This window comes from Kitasatospora sp. A2-31 (genome assembly GCF_022288725.1).
Lineage (GTDB): Bacteria > Actinomycetota > Actinomycetes > Streptomycetales > Streptomycetaceae > Kitasatospora.
In genome coordinates, this window is record NZ_JAKNTA010000003.1 from 579547 (window position 1) to 601585 (window position 22039).

General features: G+C 74.8%; 23 protein-coding genes, 2 tRNA genes and 1 riboswitch. Of the genes, 8 read left to right on the forward strand and 17 right to left on the reverse strand.

All coding sequences use genetic code 11. The features are described 5' to 3' along the window. Positions 1-84 precede the first annotated feature (84 nt). Complete coding sequence (locus MCM47_RS11500; protein WP_238861032.1) at positions 85-732, forward strand: class I SAM-dependent methyltransferase; 648 nt, start codon at positions 85-87, stop codon at positions 730-732. 60 nt (positions 733-792) lie between these two features. On the opposite strand, the gene MCM47_RS11505 is transcribed toward MCM47_RS11500, so the two are convergent. Together MCM47_RS11505 and MCM47_RS11510 are read right to left on the reverse strand one after the other, a co-directional pair. Next, positions 793-1578, reverse strand: coding sequence for an alpha/beta fold hydrolase (locus MCM47_RS11505; RefSeq protein WP_238861034.1), 786 nt, complete (start codon positions 1576-1578; stop codon positions 793-795). A 68-nt stretch (positions 1579-1646) separates the two neighbouring features. Continuing rightward, the gene (locus MCM47_RS11510) at positions 1647-2435 is read right to left on the reverse strand and encodes an NRDE family protein (RefSeq protein WP_238861036.1); all 789 of its coding nucleotides are present in this window, start codon (positions 2433-2435) and stop codon (positions 1647-1649) included. A gap of 247 nt (positions 2436-2682) precedes the next feature. Between MCM47_RS11510 and MCM47_RS11515 the strand changes: the two genes are divergently transcribed. Then, positions 2683-3156 carry a carboxymuconolactone decarboxylase family protein gene (locus MCM47_RS11515; RefSeq protein ID WP_238861039.1) on the forward strand — a complete coding sequence of 158 codons (474 nt, stop codon included), beginning with the start codon at positions 2683-2685 and terminating at the stop codon, positions 3154-3156. A gap of 10 nt (positions 3157-3166) precedes the next feature. After that, on the forward strand, positions 3167-3979 hold the full coding sequence (locus MCM47_RS11520; protein WP_238861041.1) for an isocitrate lyase/phosphoenolpyruvate mutase family protein: 813 nt from the start codon (positions 3167-3169) through the stop codon (positions 3977-3979). Between the two features lie 195 nt (positions 3980-4174). Here the strand turns inward: MCM47_RS11520 and MCM47_RS11525 are convergent, their stop codons facing one another. From MCM47_RS11525 to MCM47_RS11560, 8 genes are all read right to left on the reverse strand, one after another. Further along, positions 4175-4435 (reverse strand): hypothetical protein, encoded by a 261-nt coding sequence (locus tag MCM47_RS11525; protein ID WP_238861043.1) that lies wholly within the window; start codon positions 4433-4435, stop codon positions 4175-4177. 30 nt (positions 4436-4465) lie between these two features. Continuing rightward, positions 4466-5584: a cytochrome P450 gene (locus MCM47_RS11530; protein ID WP_238861045.1), complete on the reverse strand. Its 1119-nt coding sequence runs from the start codon at positions 5582-5584 to the stop codon at positions 4466-4468. Beyond that, a complete protein-coding gene (locus MCM47_RS11535) occupies positions 5548-7053 on the reverse strand; it encodes a cytochrome P450 (RefSeq protein WP_238861047.1) in 1506 nt (501 codons plus the stop codon). The genes MCM47_RS11530 and MCM47_RS11535 overlap by 37 nt, the downstream gene beginning before the upstream one ends. Then, positions 7050-7676, reverse strand: coding sequence for an ATP/GTP-binding protein (locus MCM47_RS11540; protein ID WP_238861049.1), 627 nt, complete (start codon positions 7674-7676; stop codon positions 7050-7052). Before MCM47_RS11540 ends, MCM47_RS11535 begins: the two co-directional genes overlap by 4 nt. Continuing rightward, positions 7654-8001, reverse strand: coding sequence for a DUF742 domain-containing protein (locus MCM47_RS11545; RefSeq protein WP_238861052.1), 348 nt, complete (start codon positions 7999-8001; stop codon positions 7654-7656). The genes MCM47_RS11540 and MCM47_RS11545 overlap by 23 nt, the downstream gene beginning before the upstream one ends. Further along, a complete protein-coding gene (locus MCM47_RS11550) occupies positions 7998-8411 on the reverse strand; it encodes a roadblock/LC7 domain-containing protein (RefSeq protein ID WP_238861054.1) in 414 nt (137 codons plus the stop codon). Before MCM47_RS11550 ends, MCM47_RS11545 begins: the two co-directional genes overlap by 4 nt. Continuing rightward, positions 8395-9717, reverse strand: coding sequence for a sensor histidine kinase (locus MCM47_RS11555; RefSeq protein ID WP_238861445.1), 1323 nt, complete (start codon positions 9715-9717; stop codon positions 8395-8397). The genes MCM47_RS11550 and MCM47_RS11555 overlap by 17 nt, the downstream gene beginning before the upstream one ends. A gap of 148 nt (positions 9718-9865) precedes the next feature. Beyond that, positions 9866-12157, reverse strand: a complete 2292-nt coding sequence (locus MCM47_RS11560; protein WP_238861056.1) for a SpoIIE family protein phosphatase — start codon at positions 12155-12157, stop codon at positions 9866-9868. A 177-nt stretch (positions 12158-12334) separates the two neighbouring features. On the opposite strand from MCM47_RS11560, the gene MCM47_RS11565 reads away from it, so the two are divergent. Further along, positions 12335-12411: transfer RNA gene (locus MCM47_RS11565), tRNA-Ile, on the forward strand. A 110-nt stretch (positions 12412-12521) separates the two neighbouring features. Here the strand turns inward: MCM47_RS11565 and MCM47_RS11570 are convergent. The 3 genes from MCM47_RS11570 to MCM47_RS11580 all read right to left on the reverse strand — a co-directional run bounded on the left by MCM47_RS11570 (position 12522) and on the right by MCM47_RS11580 (position 14545). Beyond that, positions 12522-13094 (reverse strand): TetR/AcrR family transcriptional regulator, encoded by a 573-nt coding sequence (locus tag MCM47_RS11570; RefSeq protein ID WP_238861058.1) that lies wholly within the window; start codon positions 13092-13094, stop codon positions 12522-12524. 127 nt (positions 13095-13221) lie between these two features. Next, positions 13222-14049 carry an alpha/beta fold hydrolase gene (locus MCM47_RS11575; RefSeq protein ID WP_238861060.1) on the reverse strand — a complete coding sequence of 276 codons (828 nt, stop codon included), beginning with the start codon at positions 14047-14049 and terminating at the stop codon, positions 13222-13224. A gap of 205 nt (positions 14050-14254) precedes the next feature. After that, entirely contained in the window at positions 14255-14545 is a 291-nt protein-coding gene (locus tag MCM47_RS11580; RefSeq protein ID WP_238861062.1) for a YiaA/YiaB family inner membrane protein, read from the reverse strand. A 245-nt stretch (positions 14546-14790) separates the two neighbouring features. Then, positions 14791-14949, forward strand: a riboswitch (cyclic di-AMP (ydaO/yuaA leader). A gap of 12 nt (positions 14950-14961) precedes the next feature. Between MCM47_RS11580 and MCM47_RS11585 the strand changes: the two genes are divergently transcribed. After that, a complete protein-coding gene (locus MCM47_RS11585) occupies positions 14962-15819 on the forward strand; it encodes a M23 family metallopeptidase (RefSeq protein WP_238861064.1) in 858 nt (285 codons plus the stop codon). A 104-nt stretch (positions 15820-15923) separates the two neighbouring features. On the opposite strand, the gene MCM47_RS11590 is transcribed toward MCM47_RS11585, so the two are convergent. Beyond that, the gene (locus MCM47_RS11590) at positions 15924-16826 is read right to left on the reverse strand and encodes a hypothetical protein (protein WP_238861066.1); all 903 of its coding nucleotides are present in this window, start codon (positions 16824-16826) and stop codon (positions 15924-15926) included. Between the two features lie 42 nt (positions 16827-16868). Here MCM47_RS11590 and MCM47_RS11595 point away from each other — a divergent pair, with 42 nt between their 5' ends. The 3 genes from MCM47_RS11595 to MCM47_RS11605 all read left to right on the forward strand — a co-directional run bounded on the left by MCM47_RS11595 (position 16869) and on the right by MCM47_RS11605 (position 19168). Beyond that, positions 16869-17459 (forward strand): GNAT family N-acetyltransferase, encoded by a 591-nt coding sequence (locus MCM47_RS11595; RefSeq protein ID WP_238861068.1) that lies wholly within the window; start codon positions 16869-16871, stop codon positions 17457-17459. A gap of 109 nt (positions 17460-17568) precedes the next feature. Continuing rightward, complete coding sequence (locus MCM47_RS11600; protein ID WP_238861070.1) at positions 17569-18282, forward strand: sensor domain-containing protein; 714 nt, start codon at positions 17569-17571, stop codon at positions 18280-18282. Positions 18283-18400: 118 nt separating this feature from the next. Next, positions 18401-19168 carry a class I SAM-dependent methyltransferase gene (locus tag MCM47_RS11605; protein WP_238861072.1) on the forward strand — a complete coding sequence of 256 codons (768 nt, stop codon included), beginning with the start codon at positions 18401-18403 and terminating at the stop codon, positions 19166-19168. Here the strand turns inward: MCM47_RS11605 and MCM47_RS11610 are convergent. From MCM47_RS11610 to MCM47_RS11620, 3 genes are all read right to left on the reverse strand, one after another. Continuing rightward, positions 19159-20451: a hypothetical protein gene (locus MCM47_RS11610; RefSeq protein WP_238861074.1), complete on the reverse strand. Its 1293-nt coding sequence runs from the start codon at positions 20449-20451 to the stop codon at positions 19159-19161. The two genes, MCM47_RS11605 and MCM47_RS11610, sit on opposite strands and share 10 nt — an antisense overlap. Before the next feature lie 499 nt (positions 20452-20950). Next, positions 20951-21730 (reverse strand): hypothetical protein, encoded by a 780-nt coding sequence (locus tag MCM47_RS11615; protein WP_238861076.1) that lies wholly within the window; start codon positions 21728-21730, stop codon positions 20951-20953. Positions 21731-21923: 193 nt separating this feature from the next. After that, positions 21924-21997, reverse strand: a tRNA-Met gene (locus MCM47_RS11620). Positions 21998-22039: the final 42 nt, after the last annotated feature.

The following is a 22039-nucleotide window of genomic DNA, read 5'->3' on the forward strand; positions in this document are numbered from 1 at the left end:
CGACCGTAGTGGTTGCAAGGGGGTTCTGAGAGAGGGTCAGCTTCGGCTCGGAATGCCCCACGTGAAGGCCCTACGCTCGGCGTCATGACCGTGCCCGCGTACCTGGCCGCCGTCCGCGCGTCGTACGACACCGTCGCCGAGGACTACGTCCGGCGGGTGGTCCCGCCGGACGCCATGGACCCGGTGTCCCGCGGGATGCTCGGCGCCTTGGCCGAGTTGGTGCGGGCGGACGGGCTCGGCCCGATCGCGGACGTGGGCTGCGGGCCGGGCCGGGTGACGGCGTACCTCGCCGGCCTGGGCGTGACCACCTTCGGCATCGACCTGTCCCCGCGGATGATCGAGCTGGCCCGCCGGGCCCACCCCGCGGTCGACTACGCGGTCGGCTCGATGGCCGGCCTGCCGCTCCGTGACGCCGGGCTCGGCGGTCTGCTGGCCTGGTACTCGACCCACCACACGCCGCCGGCGCTACTCCCTCTCGTCTTCGCGGAGTTCCGCCGCGCCCTTGCTCCCGGTGGCCGCCTGCTGCTGGGCGGCCACGCGGGCGAGGCCGCCCGCCTGAGGCCCGCGCAGGGCTACGGCCACCCGGTGACCTACGAGTCGTACCTCATCCCTGCCGACCGGCAGGCCGAACTGCTGGCCGGGGCCGGGTTCGCCGTGACCGCACGGGTGGAGCAGCCGGCCGAGGGCCGGCCCGGCCGCTCCTACGTCTGCCTGCTCGCCCGGGCCGTCTGACGCTCGCCCCTGCACAGGAGTCGGACGGGCCGACTTCCTGCGCAGGGGCCGTCCGGGTGTTCAGCGCGCCTCGGCGTGCAGTTCCTCGATCAGCCGTGCGACGGCCTCCGGCTCGCGCAGCGTCGGGTAGTGGTCGGAACCGGCCAGCCGGACCAGCCGGCAGCCCGGGATCCGGGTCGCGACCTCCTCGCCGAGCCGCACGATTCCCGGCCGGTCCAGCTCGCCCAGCACCAGCAGGGCGGGCACGGCGATCTCGCCGAGCCGGTCGAACGCGGGCGGGTCGGGTTCCTGGTACCCGACGTTGCCGAACCACGAGGGCAGGACCGCCCTGAAGTGCGCGGCGGCGACCGGATCGGCCTCGGGCGTGCCGCCGCCCGCCAGCCCCCAGAGGCTCAGCCCGTACCGGACGATGCCCTCCGTGTCGCCGGCCCCGGCCAGCCGCTGCACCTCCCGGTAGAGCTCGGACTCGTCGAGCCCGTCGTACCCGGTGACGGTGGGGACGATCAGCGCCAGGCCCGCCACCCGCTCGGGTGCGTCCAGGGCCAGACTGATCGACGCGGCCCCGCCCATGCTGTTGCCGACCAGCACCACCCGGTCGAGTTCGAAGTGGTCGAGCACCGCGGCGAGGTCCTCGGCCGGGGTGTACGCGACGGTGGGGGCGGGCGAGCGCCCGTAGCCGCGGGCGTCGTACCGGACCACCCGGTGCCGTCCGTCGAGCACCGCGAGCACCGGATCCCAGATGGTCGAGTCGCCGACACCCGGGTGGACCAGGACCAGTGGGAGCCCTTCTCCTCCGGAGTCCTCGGCCCAGAGTTCACCACCGCGGACGGGCACCCTGGTTTCCATGGCCCCAGTCTCGGCGGGCGCCTCCGGCACCCGCCAGTGGGCCTGCTCCATCGAACCGCGCAGCAGGCCTAGACGATCCGGCGCCACCGGTCCCCGGCCGGCCCGGTCACGGGGGCGCGGCCGAAGTCGTACCGCAGTCCGTCAGGCCGGAAGGCCAGCAGGGATATCGAGGACGAGCCCCAGATCCGGCCGTCGCCGAACTCCCGGCGCTGGACCAGCGCCTCGGGGGCGTCCAGGGGCAGGCCGTCGCCGGCGACGATCGGCAGCCAGGCGCCCCATGCCTCCTCCGTGGGCCCGGCCGCCGGCTCGGGCCGGGCGGCGGCCTCGAAACGGGCGCGGAAGTGCGCGGCGCGCGCCGCCATCAGCGTGCGGACCAGCTCTGAGGTGGTCCGGGTGGCGGCCAGGCCCTCCAGCCCGTCGTTCAGCACCACGCTCAGGCCGGTCGGCAGTTCGCGCTCCTCCGGGCTGCCGCCGCCCCAGCTCAGGACCCGGGCGCCGTCCGGCCGGACGAGGACCAGATGGAAGGGGTCGTAACGCTCCAGGTCGAGGTGGGCGATGCCGCCGTCGCGGACGGCGGTCAGCGGCAGGTCGCCGCGCGAGAGCCGCGCCTGCGCGGGGGCCATCGCGCCGAAGCCGTTCAGCAGGCAGGCCGCGACCGGCTCGGCCCCCGGGCCGCCCGGCTCGGCCGCCAGCCACGTCCCGCCCGCGGCGAGGTCGAGCCCGCCGAGGACCGAGGGCTGCCCGGGCCAGTGGCGGTCCGGCGGCAGCCACTGCCGCCCCGCGTACTCGTCCCGCACCGACAGCAGCAGCACCGGCACCGCCGACGACGGCTCGATGCTGACGAACGCGGTACACACGGACCTGGCCCCCTGGTCTTCCCGGCGGGGCGGCCGGACACCGCCCCGCCGCCGATCCTCGCACGCACGTTCGCCGATCGGAACAGCCGGAAGGGACGGACCCCTGGCTGCCCGGCCGTCCCCGTGCCGGCTCGGCCGGCCTCGGGCGCCGGTGCCGGGCGCCCGCGGCGGCGCAGCGAAGTGGCCCGTGATCCCCGGCGTCGATTGTGCCAAGGAGGCGGTCCACTCCCCGCCTAGGCTGACCGGTATGACGACGAACGAGACCGCCACCGTGTCCGCCCCCGAGCAGCGGATCTCCCTCCCCGACCTCGCCCCCGAGTTCTACCAGGCCATGATCGCCCTGGACCGGTCCGCCCGTCGGGGCGTCGACCCGACCCTCGCCGAGCTGGTCAAGGTGCACGCCTCGATGGTGAACGGCTGCTCGTTCTGCATCGACATGCACTCCACCGACGCGCTGAAGAACGGTGAGCAGAACCACCGCCTGCTCTCCCTGCCGGCCTGGCGCGAGACCTCCTGGTTCACGGCCAGGGAGCGCGCCGCCCTGGCGCTGACCGAGTCGATCACCCTGCTGACCCGGGGGCACGTCCCGGACGCCGTCTACCAGGAGGCCGCCGAGCACTTCGAGCAGGCCGAGCTGGCGCAGCTGATCGCCCTGATCGTCACCATCAACTCCTGGAACCGGATCGGCGTCACCTCCCGCCTCAGCCCGGCCGCGAAGTAGGGTCGCCGCCATGACGCCCACGCAGCAGCAGAAGGCCCGCGCCCTGCGCGAACTCCACCGCCCGGGTGAGCCGTTGGTGCTCGCCAACGTCTGGGACGCGGCCGGCGCCCGGCTGGTCGCCGCCGCCGGGGCGCGGGCCGTCGCCACGGCCAGCGCGAGCGTCTCCTGGAGCCTCGGCAGCGCGGACGGGGACGCGGCCGACCGCGACGAGGTGCTCGCGCAGACCGCGCTGGTCGTGCGCGCGGTGGAGCTGCCGGTCACGGCCGACCTGGAGAGCGGCTACGGCGCCACCTCGGCCGAGGTCGGCGAGACGGTGGCGGGGCTGCTCGCCACCGGGGCGGTCGGAGTGAACCTGGAGGACGCCCACCGGTCCCCGGCCGAGGCGGCCGAGCGGATCGCCGCGGCCCGGGGAGCCGCCTCGAACGCCGGGATCGACCTGTTCGTCAACGGGCGCACCGACGTCTTCCTGCGGGGGATCGGTGAGCCGGCCGGCCGGCTGGACGAGGCCGTCGCCCGCCTGCGCGCCTACGTCGAGGCGGGTGCGGGCGGGGGGTTCGTGCCGGGCGTCACCGATCCCGAGACGATCGCGGCCCTGGTCGCGGCCGTTCCGGCGCCGCTGAACGTGCTGGCGGGGCCGGGCTCGCCGTCGGTGTCGGAGCTGGCGAAGCTGGGCGTGGCCCGGGTGAGCCTCGGGCCCGGCCTGGCCAAGGCGGCGTACGCGGCGGTGCGCCGGGCCGCCGAGGAGGTCTACGGCTCGGGGACGTACACCGCACTCGACGGCGGGCTGACCTACCAGGAGCTGAACGCCCTCGCCCGGGGCTGACCACCGCCCCGGGGCCCGGGGTCCGCAGGCACCGGTCCGGGTCGGGCACGCTCGGGGGAGCGCCCGAACCGGACCGGAGGTCACTGCGCGGGCGGCCCCCGGGGCGCGGGCCCGGATCGGCTCAGGACCCGGCCGTGGGTTCAGGAGCCGGCCGTGGGGTTCAGGAGCCGGCCGTCGGTTGAGGACCCGGCGGCGTCAGTTCAGGACCTGCCCGCTGATCCCCGGGTGCTCCATCTGTCCCGTGCCCACGGCCTCCACCTGCTGGGCGGCGTGGCCGACCAGCGGCAGCTTGCCGGCCTCGTGGAGCGCCAGGTCGGTGGGGGAGAGGTTGAGCCCGCTGGAGAGCCCGTCCAGGGCGTCCGGCTGGGAGGCGACCGAGGTCGCGGCGGACGCGGCGGGGGCGGCCAGGGCCAGGCCCGCCAGGGTGAGGGCGGCCAGGGTGGCGAGTTTCGTCATGACACGCCAAACGACCCGGCCGCCTTCAGGTCACCCGCGGGGCCCGACCGTCCCCCGCAGCGTCCGCACGCTGTTGCTGACGAACGAGCCGATCGGCTCCGCCCCCGGCTCCTCCGCCAGGGCCAGCCGCGGGAACCGCTCGAACAGCGACCGCAGGGCCGTCTCCGCCTCCAGCCGGGCGAGCCCGGAGCCGAGGCAGAAGTGCGGGCCGTGGCCGAGCGAGAGGTGCCGGTTCGGCTGCCGGGTGACGTCGAACCGGTCGGCGTCCGGGTGGTGCCCGGCGTCCCGGCCGGCGGCGGCGTACGAGGCGAGCATCGCCTCGCCGCGGCGGATGACGACGTCGCCCACCTCGATGTCCTCGGTCGCGTACCGCATGGGGAACTGGCCGACCGGCGAGTCGTAGCGGAGCGTCTCCTCGACCACCGCGGACCACTCCACCTCGCCGTCCAGTACCAGCCGGAGCTGGTCGGGGTGGGCGAGCAGCGCGCGCACCGCGTTGGTGATCAGGTTGAGCGTGGTCTCGTGGCCGGCCACCAGCATCAGCAGCAGGGTGCCGATCAGCTCCTGCTCGCTGAGCCGGTCCTCGGACTCGCGGGCGGCGATCAGGTCGGTGGTGAGGTCGTCGCCGGGCTCGGCACGCTTCGCCGCGACCACCGAGCCGAGCAGCGCGAACAGGCCCTGCTGGGCGGCGACGGCGGCCTCGGGGGTGGCCGAGCTGGAGACCATCACGTCGGAGAGCTCGTGCAGCTCGTCCTGCTGCTTCGGCGGCAGGCCCAGCAGCTCGCCGATCACCTGCATCGGCAGCGGGTAGGCGAAGTGCCGGCGCAGGTCGAACTCGCCCTCCAGGAGCTCGATCCGGTCCAGCAGGGCGGCCGTGCGAGCCTCGATCGCGGGCTGCAGCTCGGCGATCCGGCGCGGGGTGAAGGCCTGGGTGACCAGCCCGCGCAGCCGTCGGTGGTCCTCGCCGTCGGCGGTGACCATGCCGGGCACGGTGACGAAGTTCAGCAGCGGCCAGCCCTTCGGCAGCCGGCCCTCGGTGAACGTCGTCCACAGCTGGGGGTTCTTGCCGACGCGCGGGTCGGCGAGCAGCGCCTGGAGGGTGTCGTGGTGGGTTATCGCCCAGACCACCACCCCGCCAGGGAGCTCCACCAGGACCGCCGGGCCGGCGTCCCGGAGTCGGGCGTTCTCGCCGTGCTGGTCGCGGCCGAAGGGGTCGAGCCGAACGGGCTCGACGGGCCGGCGGCCGGGCTGTTCGGTTCCAGGGTCGGCGGTGTCCATGCGGGCCTCTCGGGGGCTGGCGGGCGGGGCGGGGTGAAGGCGCTGTAGAGCACCGGCAGGCTGACCAGGGCGCGCGACCAGGGCGACGGCCGCCAGGCCAGGTCGTGCGGCGGGACGGCGAGCTGGAGGTCGGGCAGCCGGTGCAGCAGGGTCTCGACCGCGGTCTCGACGATGATCCGGGCCGGGTGCTGGGCCGGGCAGACGTGCTTGCCGGCGCCCCAGGCCAGGTGCGCCCGGTTGCCGCCGAGGGTGCCCTGCGCGGCGGCGGAGGCGCCCTGGGCCGCGGGGTCGGCGTTGGCCGCGGCCAGGCCGAGCACGAGCATGTCGCCGGCGCTGATGTACTGGCCGCCGAGCACGGTGTCGCCGGTGGCCCACCGGCCGGGGAAGTTCTGCGTCGGCGGGTCGCGCCAGAGGACCTCCTCCAGGGCGTCGGTGACGGTCAGCCGGCCGCCGGTCAGGGTGGCCCGGAAGCGGCGGTCGGTGAGCAGTAGCCGCAGGGTGTTGCCGATCCAGTTGATGCTGGTCTCGTTGCCGGCGACCATCATCACCACCACGTGGTGCACCGCCTCCTCGTCGGTCAGCCCGGCCGGGTGGGCCAGCAGCCAGGAGGTCAGGTCGGCACCGGGCGTCGCGCGGCGGCTCTTGACCAGGTCGACCAGGATCGCCTGGAACCCCGCGTTGGCCTTGACGGAGTACTTGCTGCTGTCGACGAAGTGGTTGATCAGCTCGACCAGGCGGGGGCCGGCCTCGGCGGGCAGGCCGAGCAGCTGGGTGAAGACCAGCAGCGGCAGTTGGCGGGCGAACTGGGCGATCAGGTCGGCCGTGCCGTCCGGACCCCAGCTGTCGATGAGCGAGTGGGCGGCGGCCTCGGTCGTCCCGCGCAGCCGGCGGTGGTCGATCTGGGCCAGCGTGTCGGTGACGGCGGCGCGCAGCCGCTGGTGCTCGGCGCCGTCCAGGTTGAGCAGGGTGGGCCGCCAGGCGGTCATCGGAAGCAGCCGCGAGTCGGCGGCGAGCCGGCCCTCGGCCGGCACCCGCCAGCGACGCGAGTCCTTGGAGAACAGCGCCTCGTTGCGGGTGAGTTCGAGCAGCTCGGGATACCCGAGCACCAGCCATGCCTCGATCCCGGGCTCCAGCTCGATCGGGGCGACCGGGCCGTACTTGGCCCGCAGGTCGGCGTAGAGGCCGTGCGGGTCGTCGGCGACGGCGGAGCCGTAGAGGGCCGGCAGCGGCACCCCGGTGGGCATGCCGGCGCCGGCCGGGACGCCGCCCGCGTGCGCGGGGCATCCGGGCGGGGGGCCGGCCGGATGCGGCCCGGACGTGCCCGGTTCGGGGGCGGTCATCGCTGGAGCTCCAGGACGGACGTGGCGTGCAGGTGGCTGACGAAGTCGATCAGCAGGTCGTAGGCGGCCCGCCGGTCCCGCGCGTCGCAGTACAGGATGGGCACGTCGGGCAGCAGGTCGAGGGCCGAGCGCAGCTCCTCCTCCGGGTAACTCGGGGTGTCCGGGAAGGTGTTGACGGCCACCGCGAACGGGATCTGCTGCTCCTCCAGCCGGCCGAGCACGTCGAAGCTCTCGTCCGGGCGGCGCAGGTCGACCATGGCGATGGCGCCGAGCGCACCGCGCGAGAGGTCGTCCCAGAGCGGCCAGAACCGTTGCTGGCCCGGGGTGCCGAAGAGGTAGAGCGCGAGCCGCGGGTTGAGCGTGATCCGGCCGAAGTCCAGCGCGACCGTGGTGGTGGTCTTCCCGGCACGCCCGGTGAGGTCGTCGACGCCGCTGCTGGCGGCCGTCATGGTCTCCTCGGTGCGCAGCGGGGTGATCTCGCTGAGCGAGCCGACCAGCGTCGTCTTGCCGACCCCGAACGGGCCGGTGACCAGGATCTTCACCGCACCCTGGACGGAGGCCGGGAGGTACTGCGGCTCGGCGGGCGGGCCGGCGGGGGCTTCAGCGGAGTTGGCGGAGGCCAACGAGCACCTCTTCCAGGAGGGTCGTGGGCAGGCGTTCGGCCTGCGGGACGGGCGGGAGCACCTGGACGGCGCCGAGGTCGTGGAGATCGCCGACCAGCACCTTGACGACGCCGAGCGGCAGCCCCAGATGGGCGGCCACCTCGGCGATCGACAGCAGGCTGCGGCAGAGGTCCAGGATGCGCTGGTGTTCGCGGTTGAGCAGCGCGTCCTCGGGCAGTTCGGGCCGGTCGGGTAAGGCGCTGACCAGGCTTTCGACGGCGAGCGCGGCGCGGGTGGGCCGGCTGCGCCCGCCGGTGATCACGTAGGGCCGGACCGGTCCGTTCACCGCTGGCCCCCCACCGCGTGGTCCACCCGGGGCGGGCTGGTGAGGTGGGTTCCGATCCGCTCGACCAGCACCTGCATCTGGTAGGCGACCAGGCCGGCGTCGACGGCCTCGTCGGTCACCACGGCCAGGTGGGCGCCGGCGCCCGCGGCGACGATGAACAGGTAGCCGCCGCCGTACTCGATGATGATCTGGCGGGTGGCGCTGCCGGGGCCGCCGAAGCCCTGGGCGACGCCGCGGGCCAGCGACTGCAGGCCCGAGCAGGCGGCGGCGAGCCGCTCGGCGTCCTCGCGCAGGATCCCCGCGCTGCGGCCGATCTCCAGGCCGTCGTTGGACACGACGACGGCGTGCTGGACCTGGGGGACGGAGACGATGTCGGCGAGCAGCCAGCCGAGGTCAGGGGTGGTGGTCATGGAACTCTCCGGAGCGCTGGGGAAGCTGGGGGGAAGGGGGAGGGGAGGCTTCGGTGGCGGCCCGGGCCCGGGCGGCCGACCGGCCGCTGGCGGTACCGGCCTGGAACATCGTCATGAACGTCTGGGCGTCCCGCGCGGAGCGGTACGGCGGGGCGGGCGCCTGGGCCGGGGCGGCCGGCGCGGCGTGGCGGCTGGCGCGGTCGCGCCGGTGGCTCCGGCGGGGCAGCGGGGGCGGGGTGGCGGGGCCGGCCGCGGGGGGCCGTTCGGTCGGCGGGGTCTCCAGCAGCGGGTGGCCGGCGGGCGGGTGCTGCCCCGCCGTCCGAGCGTGGTCGGCGGAGCCCCGGTACGGGGGTTCGGGCCCGCGGAGCGGTGCCGGGGAGAACGCCCGGTCCCCGTGGCCGAGGCCCGGGACGGTCGGCGGCAGCGGCTCGGTGAGCAGCGCGTTCGGCAGCAGCACCACGACCCGGACACCGCCGTACGGCGAGGGCGCGGAGCTGAGGGTGACCCGGAACCCGTACTGCTCGGAGAGCCGGCCGACCGCGGCGAGGCCCAGCTGCGGCACCTCGCCGAGACGGGAGACCTCCAGCGCGGAGCCGCCGGCCAGGGCCGAGGCGGCCTTGGCGACGGCCTGCTCGGGCATGCCGACGCCACCGTCGTCGATCTCGATGACGGCACCGTTGTGCACCGGCATCAGCGTGACGAACACCTGGGTGCTGGGCGGGGAGTACCGGGTGGCGTTGTCGAGCAGCTCGGCCACGGCGTGGATGAGCGCCTCGGCGGCGGCGCCGACCACGGCGGTCTCGATCCGGCTGCGGACCACCACCCGCTGGAAGGGCAGGATGCGCGACTGCGCGCCGCGCACCACGTCCTCCAGGGAGACCGGCTCGGGCCAGTGCCGCCCGGCCCGGGCGCCGCAGAGGACGGCCAGGGTCTGGGCGAGGCGGGCCTGTTGGGCGGCGGCGTGGTCGGCCTTGAGCAGGCCCTCCAGCAGCGACGGGTCGTCGTGGGTGCGCTCCATCTCGTCCAGCAGGGCCTGCTGGTCGTGCGCCATGACGAGGATCCGGCGGGCCACGCTCAGGAAGGCCCGCTGGGTGGAGGCGTTGAGCTCCTGCTCCTGCTGGACGGCGGCCAGTTCGCCGCCGCGCCGGGCCAGTTCGGTGTTCAGCTGTTCCCGAAGGAGGGCGATCTCGCGCTGCTGCCGGTCGGCCCGGCTGCGTTGGGTGGCGGAGACCGCGCGGTAGCGGGCGGCGGCCACGAGGGCGAGGACGGCGAGAACGCCGGCTGCCGTCACGCACCACTGAGTCATCGTCACGCGGCGAATTCTAGGGTGATGATCCTACGAAGATGTGAACGGATCTCGCCATGTGACCGGATCTCGTCAACATCCCGTCAATACGGCCTCAATCAGACGTCCTTCGGGCCCGATCGGCCCCTCCTCCCGGCCGGAAGGAGCGCTACTGCGCCGGCGACACCCGGTGCAGCAGGAGCAGCGCGACGTCGTCCGGGCGGGAGCGGCGTTCGGTCACGTTGAGGGTGAGCAGGTCGGCCAGCCGCTCCAGGGCCGGCGCCGGCCCGATCAGGACCGGGCCGGTCTGCCGGGCCCACAGTTCCAGACCGCCGAGCATCCGCTGCACCGACTCGTCGTAGTCCTCCTCGCGGTCCTCGACCAGGCCGTCCGTGTAGACCAGCAGGGTCTCGCCCGGCGCCAGGTGCCCGACCGCCGGCGGGTAGGGCACCCCCGGGTCCACGCCCAGCGGCGGGCCGCCCGGCAGGTCCAGCTCCACCGCCCGGGCGTCGCCGGTGATCCGGACCGGGGGCGGGTGCCCGGCACGGGCCGCCTCCAGGGTGCCGTCGACCGGGTCCAGGGTGAGGTAGAGGCAGGTGGCGAAGAGGTCGGTGTCCAGTCCGGAGAGCAGCCGGCCGGTCCGGGCCAGCGTGGCGGCCGGATCGTGCCCGTCGGTGGCGTAGGCCCGCAGGGCGCTGCGCAGCTGGCCCATCACCGCGGTGGCCTCCGCGTTGTGGCCCTGGACGTCGCCGATCACCAGGCCGATCCGCCCGTCCGGCAGCCGTAGCAGGTCGTACCAGTCGCCGCCGATCTGCATGCCCTCGGTGCTCGGCAGGTAGCGGGCGGCGCTGGCGATCCCGGGCAGCCGGGGCAGGGTGCGCGGCAGCATCGCCCGCTGGAGCTCGGTGGCCCGGTGGTGGTGGGTGTCGTAGAGGCGGGCGCGCTCCAGCGACTGCGCCAGGATGCCGGCGAACGCGGAGTACAGGGTGCGGTCCTCGTGGCCGAAGACCCGCTCGGCGGCGAAGGTGATCAGGCAGGAGCCGACCTGCCGGCCCGAGGCGACCAGCGGCAGCACCGCCCAGGCGGCCGGAGTGAGCGGCCCGCCGCTGTTCTCCGGCGACCGCCCGGTCCGCCCGGGCTCGCTGAACAGCGGGGTCGCGCGGGCCAGGGCGTGCTGCATCACGCCCTCGGAGAGGTCGGCCAGCCGGGTCAGCTCGGTGCGGCGCGGGCCGCCGTAGACGGTGTGCGAGACGGGCAGCAGCCGGCCCTCGTCCACCAGGTCCAGCACGATGCTGGCGGCGCCGAACGCGGGCCGGGCGACGTCGGTCACCGCGGTGGTGACGTCCCGGACGGTGACCGCCCGGGAGAGCGCCCGGGTGAGCGCCAGCAGCAGCGCCGAGCGGGCGGCGGCCGCCGCCGCACCGCCCTCCGGCGGTTCCGGCGACGGCTGCTCGGCGGCACGGGTGCGGTCCCGGTCGGCCAGCAGGCCGGCGATCCGGACCGGCCGCCGGTGGACGTCGAGCATCACCTCGCCGGTCTCCTCGATCCGCACCACGCCGCCGCCCTGGCGCAGCACCCGGTACGTGATCCGGTACGGGCCGCCGGCGGCCAGCGCCTCGGCGAGCGCGGCCTGGACGTCCGGCAGGTCCTCGGGGTGCACGATCCGGTCCAGGTCGGGGGCGGTGGCCGGGGAGCCCTCGGCCGGCGGCGGCCGGCCCGTCACCCGGTAGGCCTGGTCGTCCCAGAACGTCTCGCCGGTGACCAGGTCCCGCTCGAAGGCGCCGTGCCCGGCGGAGCGGACGGCCAGCGACAGCAGCGGCTGGGCCGCTCCGGCGGCCCGGTCGGCGTCGCCCCCGGTGGCGACGGGGCCGGGCCGGACGCCGCCCACGGTCGCGCGGCCCTGGGCGTGCGCATGGGCGAGCAGGTGGGCGAGGCGGTGGCCGCAGGCGTCGGCCAGGGTCTCCAGGACGTCCAGATCGCGCCGCGGGACGGTGCCCCGGTGGGCGAGGGCCAGGCCCAGGACGCCGATCGGCTGTTCGTCGACGATCATCGGCAGGGTGATGACGGCGACCATGCCGGTGCCCATGCCGGTGTTCCGGTTCGGGTAGTCGGCGCTGGTGCGCTCGGGGCTGAGCAGATAGGGGCGGCGCAGGCGCAGCGCCATCGCAGCGGGCAGGTCGCTCGCCGGGTCGACCACGCCGTAGCGCTCGCGGGCCCAGTCGGGCATGCCGTGGGAGGCGGTGAGGCGGAGCGTTCCGGTGGAGTCCAGCAGGTAGAGCGCGGAGCCCTCGCCGGTGATCCAGGACGGGCCCTCGGCGAGGACCGTGCCGAGCAGCTCGGTGGCGCTGGTGCAACCGAGCAGTAACCGGACGCAGCGCATCGCGCTGCGTGCGGTCGGGCTGCTCCGCGGCGTCCGGTTCTCGTCCTCGGAGGGGGGAAGCCACGGCGAGGTCAGGTCCATGGGATGGCCTTTCCGCCGCCCTGTGGGGCTCTGCCGGATCGGGCTCTCGATTCCTCGTACCTTGTTGCCGGCCAATCTATCCCGTCTTGACCGATTGGTCCCGATCGGTTCCGGCCCGCGTCCGCTTGCCGGGTGTCGGGGCACCCGCCGCGGTCGAGTAGGATGGCCGTTCGGCGAGGGCCTATAGCTCAGACGGTTAGAGCGCTTCCCTGATAAGGAAGAGGCCACAGGTTCAAGTCCTGTTAGGCCCACCAGCACGCCGGAGGGCCCGGAGCGATCACGCTCCGGGCCCTCCGGCGTTTTCCGGGGCGCCCGCCGCTCCGGCGTGGGCCACGGTCAGGGCGCGGGTCCCGGAACGCCTGGGTCAGGGCGCGGGCCAGGCGCGCAGGCCCCCGGTGAGGACGGCGATCAGACGGTCCTCGGTGACGGCGAGGTCCTCGGCGAGCCGGAAGGCGCCGCCGATGGAGAGCGAGGCGAAGCCGTGCGCCACCGAGCGGACGGTCCGGGCCGCGTGGATCGCCTCGGAGCCCTCCAGCCCGTACGCGCGGAGCACCGCGACGATCACGCCGACCAGCCGGGCCGCCGCCCGGGCGAGGTCGTCGTCGTCCGGCTGGGGAGCCTGCGGGAGCGCGTGGTAGCGGTGCGGGTACTCGGTCGCGTACCCGAGGTAGGCGCGCAGGACCGCTGCGACGGCGTCGTCCCCGCCCCGGCCGACGGCCGCCTCGGCCAGCCGGTCGGCCAGCTCCTCGGTGACCCGGACGGCGACCAGCCGGCGCAGCTCGGCCAGCCCGCCGCTGACGTGCTTGTACAACGAGGGCGTGGCCACCTTGGCGCGGACGGCGACCGCGGCCAGGGTGAGGGCGTCGGCGCCCTGCTCGTCGATGAGGGCGAGGGCGTGGTCGACGACCTGCTCGGGATTGAGTCCTACGCGGGGCATGGGGAACGGCCTCCGTGGTTGCGGGGTGGGGTTCGGCGCGCGGGCGCCCGGTCGGCGTGGTGCGCGGTGCGGTCCCGGGCCGGGAGGCCGGGGCCCGCGCGGCGGGTCTGCGGCGGGCCGCGGCGGGTCAGCCGAGCTCGGCGAGGAAGGGCAGCAGGGCGTCGGCGGTGGCCTGCGGCTGGTCGGCCATCGGGTAGTGGCCCGACCCCTCGATCATCACCTTGCGGGCCTTGAGTGCGGCGGCCTGCCGGTCGGCGACCAGCTCGGGCTTCGGGAAGTCGGGGTCCTTGCTGCCCATGACGACCAGCGCAGGGCAGGTCACGGCGGCGGTCCAGCCGGTGGGCGCGGAATCCCCTCGGACGTAGCCGCGGGTGGCGGCCTTGCGGCCCGGCGTGCGCATGGCGGCGACCAGGCCGTCCACGTAGCCGTCGAAGTCGGCCGGCTTGGGGCCCGGGTAGGCCATCTTCCGGTGGTAGAGGCCCCAGAACGCCGGCGAGTGCACCAGCAGGGTGCCCATCACCCCGAACACCGCGCGCTGCAGGGCGGTCGGTGGCAGGTTCTCGACGAAGGCGTCCAGCAGGACGATCCCGGCGACCCGCCCGGGCGCGTCCCCGGCGGCCTTGACCACGGTGGCGCCGGTGTAGGAGTTGCCGGCCAGCACGGCCCGCCCGATGCCGAGGTGGTCGAGCAGGGCGAGCACGTCGGTGGCGATGGCGGCGGGCGAGTAGTCGTCCCAGGCGATCGAGGACTCGCCGAAGCCGCGCAGGTCCATGGTGATCACCCGGTGGCCGGCCGCCGTCAGCAGCGGGCGCAGGTGCCGGTAGGCGGCCCGGCTGTCGAGCATGCCGGGGAGCAGGACGACCGGCAGGCCGTCGCCCCGGACGGTGTCGTCGTAGGCCAGCCGGCCGCCGGGGACGTCGAGGAACAGCGTGGTGGGAGTGCTGGTGCCGGTCATGAGGGCCTCCGCGGTCCGCCGGGACGGGGTGTCGGCGGTGCTGCCGACACCCGCAAAGCTAAGGCTAATAGCCTTAGCCGTCAAGCTATTGGCGTCAGCTCGATGTCGAGGCCGCGGCCCCGGCCGTCCGGCCGCGGCTCCGGCCTCGCTCCCGGCCCCGGCCCGGCTCCGGCTGGGGGCTTCGCCGCCGTCCCGGCCGGCCGGCTCAGACGCCCTCGACCTTGAACGGGTCGTGCTCGGCCAGAAGCTTCTCCAGTCGAGCCTGGTCGACCCGGGTGACGATCTCGTTGGTCTCCTGCCGGTCCCGGACGACCTTCGCCAGGGTGAACGCGGAGGTGATGGTGTAGAGCAGGCCGACACCGAGGAAGGCGCGGGTCCAGGCGCCCACCGGGAGGTAGGCGATGCCGATCGCGAGGGCGCCGGCAGAGAGGGCGAAGGAGAGCACGGCCTGGACGTGGTACGCGGCCGTGGTGCGTGACTGCATCGGTGCGTTCATGGCGCCAGGATGCGCGTCGTCGAACGAGGTCCACATGAGTAGGAGTACTCAAACACGGGGTCGTTCGTTGACGTCCTATCACGTTCGGTAGTGTCAGTTGTCGTCAAACGCCCCAAATCGCCCGTCGGATCGCGTAGTGTCCGAGCTGTGTCCTGTCGTCCCATGCGGACGGCTTGGAATCGGGGGCTCCTAGGATTAACGTTTGATAACGCAGCGCGGTCCGCAACGCCGTACCCAGACGGCACCGTGCGCCGTCGCCTAATCCCGCCGGCCGGCCTCCGGGCAGGCCAGGGAGCCGGGGAACCACGTTCCTTGGGGTGAATCGGCCGGGCCCAGGCCCAGCCGTAGGAGACCTTCCTGCTCCGAACCCGTCAGCTAACCCGGTAGGCGCGAAGGAAGGAAAGGAGCGCGCCTCCGTGGCGTCGACGCACTCTCCGGCACATCTGCCCGGCTCCTCCGCCGGCACCCAGCTGCTCGACCCGTGGCCGCCCGCCCATCCGGGCGAGTACGGAGGGTCCGACGACGAGGTTGCGCCGCAGCCCGCCGAGGCCAACCGCCACCGGATGCCGCGTCAGACCCGCGGGTCCGCCCCGCTGCTCGGCGTCACCGCCGTCGCCGCCACCCTGGGCGCCACCGGCTTCGCGTCCGCCACCCCGGCCGCCGCGCCCGCCGTCGAGGCGCCGGACGAGGCCCCGGTCGCGCTCTCCGCGGACCCGGGCCTCGCCCTCGCCGCCCGGATCCAGCAGCAGGCCGACAGCCAGCGCACCGCCGCCGAGGAGACCGCCCGCCTGCAGGCCGCCAAGGAGGCCGAGACCAAGCGCGCCGTCCAGCAGCAGGAGGCCAAGCGCGCCGCCGAGGCCGCCGAGAAGGCCAAGCTCGCCGCGATCAACCTGCCGGTGCGCGACTACCGCCTCTCCGCCCACTACGGCCAGAGCGCCTCCTACTGGGCCCACCTGCACACCGGCCTGGACTTCGCCGCCGACACCGGTACCCCGGTGTACGCGGTCGGCCAGGGCACCATCACCTCCGCCGGCTGGGCCGGCTCCTACGGCTACCGGATCGTCGAGACGCTGCCCGACGGCACCGAGATCTGGTACTGCCACCTCTCCTCGATCATCAAGGGCTCGGGCAAGGTCGTCCCCGGCCAGCAGCTCGGCAAGGTCGGCGCCACCGGCAACGTCACCGGCCCGCACCTGCACCTGGAGGTGCGCCCCGACGGCGGCGCCCCGGTCGACCCGGAGAGCTGGTTCGAGCAGCGCGGCATCACCCCCTGACGGCCGCCCCTGACGGTCCGCCCCCTGGGGGCACGACGAAGGCGCCCCGGCCGGTACGTCCGTACCGGCCGGGGCGCCTTCCCGTTTCCGCGCGCCGCCCGCCGCTACTCGGCGCGGTCGCCTTCCGCGACGTCCTGCTCCGCCGGCAGGCCGGCCAGGTAGGCGTCGATCTCCTCCTGGCCCGGCTCCGGGGCCAGCTCCGGGAACTCCGCCACCAGCAGCCGCGGCAGCCCCGGCACCGTCCACGTGCCGAGCAGGTCCAGCGCGGCGGCCTCCGCCGCCTCCTCGAACGCCCCGAAGTCCCCGGTCAGCTCGTCCGGCATGGGCCGGCCCAGCGCCGTCAGCTCCGCCAGGTTGCGGTAGCTGCGCCGCATCAGCCCGTGCTCCAGCAGCCGCCGGGCGCCGTCGGTGGCCATCCCGACCGAGAGCACCCGGCCAGGACCCCAGCCCGCCGGGTCGGCCTCGTCCAGCCAGCCGGCCGCCGCCAGCGCCTCGAACGCGGCCCGACGGTCCTCCTCGGCCAGCTCCCGGAAGCCCGACAGCCAGTCGAACACCGCGGCCCCGTCGGTGACGTCCACCCCGTACGCGTGCAGCAGCAACGCGTACAGCCGCGGCCACGTCACCAGATCGGCCCGGCGGAGCAGGCCGGCCGCCACCTCGCCCTGCCACTCGGCCTCCGCGTGCAGCCGCTCCTGCCGCTTGGCGTTCAGCCGCTTCGCCGCCCGCTGGTGGTCGATCAGCAGCCGCACCGCCTCGCCGTACGCCAGCGGGTCCTGCTCCGGGCCGGGCTGCACGTAGAGGTGGAGCCGCTCGTGGAGCAGCTGCTCCACGGCGTCCGAGGTCAGCTCCGGCCAGCCGTCGCGCATCCTGCCCCCGCCCAGCTCCAGCAGCGCCAGCACCGCCCGCAGCGGGGCCTCGGCCACCGGCACACGGCCCTCGGCCTGCGCCCAGGCGAGCAGCTCGGCGGCCCTGGTGTGCGGGGCGAGCCGCAGGTCATCGTCTTCCATGTCACTTACGGTAACCGGAAAGCGCGGGTAGGGTCTGCCACCATGGTCCCCGTCCGGCTCCTCGGCCCCCGCCTCGCCCTCCGCGAGTTCCACCACACCCCCGGAGACGTCGACGCGCTGCACGCCGTCTTCGGCGATCCGGAGGCCACCCGCTACCTCCCCTTCGAGCCGCGTGACCCGGTGGACTGCGCCGACCAGATCGAGCAGTACCTGGAGGAGGCCCTGCGGGAGGAGCGGACCGTCTACCGACTGGCCGTCACCCGGCGCGCGGACGCGGACGACCCGGCCGACGCCACCCCGATCGGCAACGCCGCCCTCACCCTCGGCGACCACCGCTCCGCCGACCTCGGCTACGCGCTGCGCCGGGACACCTGGGGCAACGGCTACGCCGGCGAGATCACCGCCCTGCTCTGCGACTTCGCCTTCGGCCCGCTCGGCCTGCACCGGCTGGCCGCCCGGGTGGACCCGGCCAACGGGGCCTCCGCGCGGGTGCTCACCCGGGCCGGGTTCCAGCTGGAGGGCCGGATCCGGCACGACGTCAGGCTGCGCGGCACCTGGCACGACTCGCTGCAGTACTCGCTGCTGGCCGACGAGTGGCCGCGGCCGGTCGGGCCGGGCCCGACCGGGGGTTAACCCCACCCCCGGTTCGCCGGGGAGCCGGATGTCCGCCGCGCCCGGGCGCTGGGAGGGTGGAGCCATCCCCCGAAAGCCCGCACCAGAGAACCGAGGACCGAGGCCGGCCATGAGCAGCGAGAGCATCCAGCGCACCGCGTACGACCTCCCCGCCGCGGGCGTCCGCCGGACCGAGGAGCCGCCGTACGCCTGGCGCGCGCCCTTCTCCGCCTACTTCTACCGCGAGCTCGGCTACACCCTCACCGGCCTCCCGGTCGCCGTCGCGGGCTTCTCCTTCGCCATCACCCTGTTCAGCCTCGGCCTGGGCACCCTGGTCACCGTCCTGGGCTTGCCGGTCCTGGCCGCCCTGACCGCCGGCGCCCGCGGCTTCGGCCGGCTGGAGCGGGCCCGGACCCGCAGCATGCTGGCGCTCGACGTGCCCGGACCGGCGCCGGTGAAGGCCGTCCGCCCCGGGAGCTGGGGCCTGATCACCGCGCGGACGGCCGACGCGGCCGGCTGGAAGGCGGCCCTCCACCAGGTGCTGATGTTCCCGTGGGCGATCCTCAGCTTCACCGTGTCCCTGACGTTCCTGCTGCTCGGCTGGGCGCTGGCGGCGTACCCGCTCTACCACTGGGTCTACCCGACCTACGCCGGCCAGCCGGGGATACAGCTGTTCGACTTCTACGACGACGACCACACCCGGCACGTCTACTACATCCAGTCGCCGCTGCAGATCGCCGGCGTCTCGCTGCTCGGGCTGCTCGTCGTCTTCCTCACCCCGCAGCTGGTGCGCGGCCTGACCAACGTCAACCGGCTCGCCGTCCGGGGCCTGCTCGGCCGCTGAGCCCGAGCCGGACCCGGCGGCCCCGGCCGGACCACCGCGGTGGCGGCCGGGGCCGGGCGGCCGCGGGGCCGGGCGCCTCCGGATGCGGACGGGGCCGCCCCGTGTTCGGATGCCCTTCATGGCCGCCCCTGCAGCCCCCGCCGCCCCGGACCTCGACGGCGTCCTCGTGACCTCCCGCCCGCTGGACGAGTACTGCGCGCTCTTCGGCCTGACCCGCGCCGCGCTCGCCGCGGTGCCCGGGCCGGTGCTCGACTGCCCCGCCGGGGCGGCCGGCCTGGCCGCCGAGGCGCGCGCCCTGGGCTGCCACGTGATCGCCACCGATCCGGCCTACGCCCTGCCGGTCCCCGAGGTGGCGGCCCGCGCGCTGGCCGCCCGCGCCTCGATGGCCGCCGCGATGGCGGCCCGCCCGGCGCTCTACCCGCTGCCGCGGCACCGCCCGTACGACCGCTACCTGCGCAGCTGGGACCGGGCGCGGCGGCTCTTCACCGCCGACACCGAGCGCCACCCCGAGCAGTACGTGGCCGCCGCGCTGCCCCGGCTCCCGTTCGCCGACGGGACCTTCGCACTGACGCTCAGCGGGTACCTGGTCTTCGCCTACCCCGAGCTGTTCGACCTCGACCGGCAGGTGGGGGCCCTGGCCGAACTGGTCCGGGTCACCCGGCCCGACGGCGAGGTCCGGGTCCACCCGCTGCACGACGGCTCGGGGCGGCGCTGCCCGCACCTGGACGGGTTACGGCACGCCCTCGGCGAGCGCCGGATCGCCAGCGCGGTCGAGGTCTTCGCCCGGGCGGGGGACGGCCGCTCCCGGCGCGTCCTCGTCCTGCGGGCCGCCGACCACCGGCGCCGGAGCGGCGGCTCGCGCCGGGGCCTCCTGCCCTACGGCTGAACCGGCTGCCTCGACTCCGGCTGCGCCGGTTCGGGCTGCCTCGACTCCGGCTGCGCCGGTTCGGGCTGCGACGACCCCGGCTGCGCCGGTTCGGGCTGCGACGACCCCGGCTGCGAGGACCCCGGCTCCGACGACTCCGGCTCCGACGACCCAGGCTCCGACGACCCCGACCGCGCCGGCGCCCCGGCGGACGGGCCGGGCTGCTGCGGGAGGCTGATCCGCTGCGGCAGCCCGGCTGGCGCCTCCAGCCGGGAGAGGATCTTCTCCGCCAGCCAGCTCCGGTCCGAGCCGTACGGGATGCCGTCCGCCGCCACCAGCTGCCCGGCCAGCGCGTCGCGCAGCCGCTGAGCCCCGGCCTCCGGCAGCCGGTTGAGCAGCCCGCGGGCCGCCAGCAGCGCGTTGTACTGCTCGAAGCCGGAGCGGGGGTGCTCGATCGCGTCCAGCAGGCAGGGCAGGTCGGCCAGCGCCGGATCGCCCTGCATCAGGGCCAGCGCCTGGAGCCGGCGGTCCTCGTCGCCTCCTGCGAACAGCTCGCGCACCTGGTCCGCGGTGAGCGCCGAGCGCCGCGCCGCCGAGCGGACCTCGGCCATCACGGTCGCCGGCCCGGTCGCCGCGCCCGCCGGCCGGCGGGCCGGCTCCTCGGACCGGTCCGCGGGGCCGCCCAGCAGGCCCAGCTGCTGCATCGCCCGCACCCGGAGGTCGTCCGCGCCCACCTTGTCGCCGCGGCGGTCGCGGTCCTGGCCCGCCAGGAAGAGGTCCAGCGCCTCGTCCGCGTCGGAGAGCACCCGGGGCAGCGCCAGCCGGGTCACCAGCCAGCCGGCCAGGAAACCGAGGACCAGGAAGTAGAGCACCAGCGCCGCCGCGAACGGGACCGCGCCCTCCTCCCCGCCCAGCGCGGGCGCCAGCGCGGACCCGAGCTGGTGCATCCGCTCGCCGAGCGAGCCGAGCTGGGTCAGTCCGACGCCCAGCAGCACCTTGGTCAGCCAGTCCGAGACCTGCTCCAGGTTGGTGTTCGGCGCGTAGGAGCCGTGCGCCTCCCCGCCCGGACCGCCGCCGGCGCGCACCCGGGGCACGCCGAACAGGAAGCCCAGCGCCCCGCCGAGCACCATCGACGCCCCGGCCACCACCAGGCCGCCGCCCAGTGCCTGCCAGGCGCGCTCCCGGCCGAGCGAGAACAACAGCAGCCCCAGCACACCGACCCCGAGCAGCACCCCGGCCGCCACCCGCTGCACCGCCTGCACCGCCGCGGCCGTGCTCCCCGCTCGCCGGACCTTGACCGCCATCGCGTCCCCCCTCGTACCCGTCCTGCTCCGGATCCGCGCCGATCCGTGCCGATCCGCGCCGACTCTAGGCCCTCGCCGACGGCGGTCTGCGCGCCGCTGCCGCCCGACGGCGGGCGAGCCCGCCGGAGCTCGGGATGCCCGGTACGGGGCGCCGGAAACGGCCGGGCGCCGGAAACCGCCGGGTGGCCGGCCGGCGCGGGTGTTCCGGACATGCAGACGGCCCGTGGGCTGCTCCTCCGCGCCGGCCCTGCGAGGGGACGGGCGCCGAGGCACCGGGGATGTACCGGTGAGCCCACGGGCCGGGTGACTGCTTGGAATTTCGCCTGCCGGAGGCCTGGGGCCTCACCCTGCGCAGGCAGGGGCGGCTCTAGCGAGCAGCCACCTCACGCATCCTGATGGAACTCAATTCAGGATCACCTCCTTTCAGTGTGCCGCCACCATAGGCAGCCCACCCCGGGGAGGGCAACGGATTATTCGCGGCCGCTGCGCGGGGCCCGGATCAGGCGCCCTGAAGCTCCTTGAACTTCTTGAAGTCGATCACGCTGTCGGCCGGCGGGGCCTGGACGGTCAGCGGCTTGTCGAAGTCGCCGAAGTTGACCTGGCCGCTCTCCTTGCCGCCGGACTTCTCGATCCGCACCGGGTAGGGCTTGCCCTCGACCAGGACGTGGATGGTCGACTCCTCGCCCTTGGCGTCCTTCGCCTTGAGGCTGAAGGTCTTCGCGCCGTTGACGGTGCCGGCCGAGCCCTTGGTGTAGGTGCTCTTGTCGCCGTCGTCCTCGACGAGCTGCTTGCTCAGCACGGTGAGGTTGCAGACCGAGGAGAGGCTCTTGAAGTCGTCGTCGCTCTCGAAGCCGGTGAGGTAGCGGCCCTTGAAGAGCTCGGCGGCCTTGGCGCCGTTCGGGCCGCCGACGGCGGTCCACATGTCCTTGTCCGGCTTCAGGAAGGACTGCTTGCCGTCGCTGATGATCTCGAACTTGCCGGTGCCGGGCATGCTCATGGTGCCGGTGCACTGGCCCTTGGTGTCAAGTGCCAGGTCCATGGTCATCTTGCCGTCGGCGTCGTTCATCTCGCCGCTGATCTTCACCGAGGAAGCGGTGGCCAGGGCGTCCTTCGCCTGCTTCTGGATCTCGTCGGCGCTCAGCTTGTCGGTGTCCAGCTTCGGCACCGCGGCCGCGGCCGGGGCCGCCGCCTTGCTGTCCTTGGAGTCGCCGCACGCGGCCGTGCCCGCTGCCAGCAGCAGGCAGATCGCGGCGGTACTGACAAGGCGCTTGGAGAGCATCGGGATTTCCTTACTCGACGCGAGGGGGCGCGTCCGAACGAGTGATGGTGGGCCCTCAGTATGCTCGACGGTCCCTTTCCCGGATCTTGCGGCCGGGCCCCGTTACCAGTTCCTGATGCAATCGTGCCGTTGCCGCCCCCGGGAACGGCGAAAGGCCCGGAGGACGGATCCTCCGGGCCTTTCGGCTACTGAGTAGCGGGGACAGGATTTGAACCTGCGACCTCTGGGTTATGAGCCCAGCGAGCTACCGAGCTGCTCCACCCCGCGTCGGTGAACACAACAATACGGGGAAGTCGCGCGGATGGGAAA

Coding starts and splice junctions, on each gene's coding strand:
- MCM47_RS11500 (WP_238861032.1), top strand. CDS start 85: ATGACCGTGCCCGCGTACCTGGCCGCCGTCCGCGCGTCGTACGACACC.
- MCM47_RS11505 (WP_238861034.1), bottom strand. CDS start 1,578: ATGGAAACCAGGGTGCCCGTCCGCGGTGGTGAACTCTGGGCCGAGGAC.
- MCM47_RS11515 (WP_238861039.1), top strand. CDS start 2,683: ATGACGACGAACGAGACCGCCACCGTGTCCGCCCCCGAGCAGCGGATC.
- MCM47_RS11520 (WP_238861041.1), top strand. CDS start 3,167: ATGACGCCCACGCAGCAGCAGAAGGCCCGCGCCCTGCGCGAACTCCAC.
- MCM47_RS11525 (WP_238861043.1), bottom strand. CDS start 4,435: ATGACGAAACTCGCCACCCTGGCCGCCCTCACCCTGGCGGGCCTGGCC.
- MCM47_RS11535 (WP_238861047.1), bottom strand. CDS start 7,053: ATGACCGCCCCCGAACCGGGCACGTCCGGGCCGCATCCGGCCGGCCCC.
- MCM47_RS11550 (WP_238861054.1), bottom strand. CDS start 8,411: ATGACCACCACCCCTGACCTCGGCTGGCTGCTCGCCGACATCGTCTCC.
- MCM47_RS11555 (WP_238861445.1), bottom strand. CDS start 9,717: ATGACTCAGTGGTGCGTGACGGCAGCCGGCGTTCTCGCCGTCCTCGCC.
- MCM47_RS11560 (WP_238861056.1), bottom strand. CDS start 12,157: ATGGACCTGACCTCGCCGTGGCTTCCCCCCTCCGAGGACGAGAACCGG.
- MCM47_RS11570 (WP_238861058.1), bottom strand. CDS start 13,094: ATGCCCCGCGTAGGACTCAATCCCGAGCAGGTCGTCGACCACGCCCTC.
- MCM47_RS11575 (WP_238861060.1), bottom strand. CDS start 14,049: ATGACCGGCACCAGCACTCCCACCACGCTGTTCCTCGACGTCCCCGGC.
- MCM47_RS11580 (WP_238861062.1), bottom strand. CDS start 14,545: ATGAACGCACCGATGCAGTCACGCACCACGGCCGCGTACCACGTCCAG.
- MCM47_RS11590 (WP_238861066.1), bottom strand. CDS start 16,826: ATGGAAGACGATGACCTGCGGCTCGCCCCGCACACCAGGGCCGCCGAG.
- MCM47_RS11595 (WP_238861068.1), top strand. CDS start 16,869: ATGGTCCCCGTCCGGCTCCTCGGCCCCCGCCTCGCCCTCCGCGAGTTC.
- MCM47_RS11600 (WP_238861070.1), top strand. CDS start 17,569: ATGAGCAGCGAGAGCATCCAGCGCACCGCGTACGACCTCCCCGCCGCG.
- MCM47_RS11605 (WP_238861072.1), top strand. CDS start 18,401: ATGGCCGCCCCTGCAGCCCCCGCCGCCCCGGACCTCGACGGCGTCCTC.
- MCM47_RS11610 (WP_238861074.1), bottom strand. CDS start 20,451: ATGGCGGTCAAGGTCCGGCGAGCGGGGAGCACGGCCGCGGCGGTGCAG.
- MCM47_RS11615 (WP_238861076.1), bottom strand. CDS start 21,730: ATGCTCTCCAAGCGCCTTGTCAGTACCGCCGCGATCTGCCTGCTGCTG.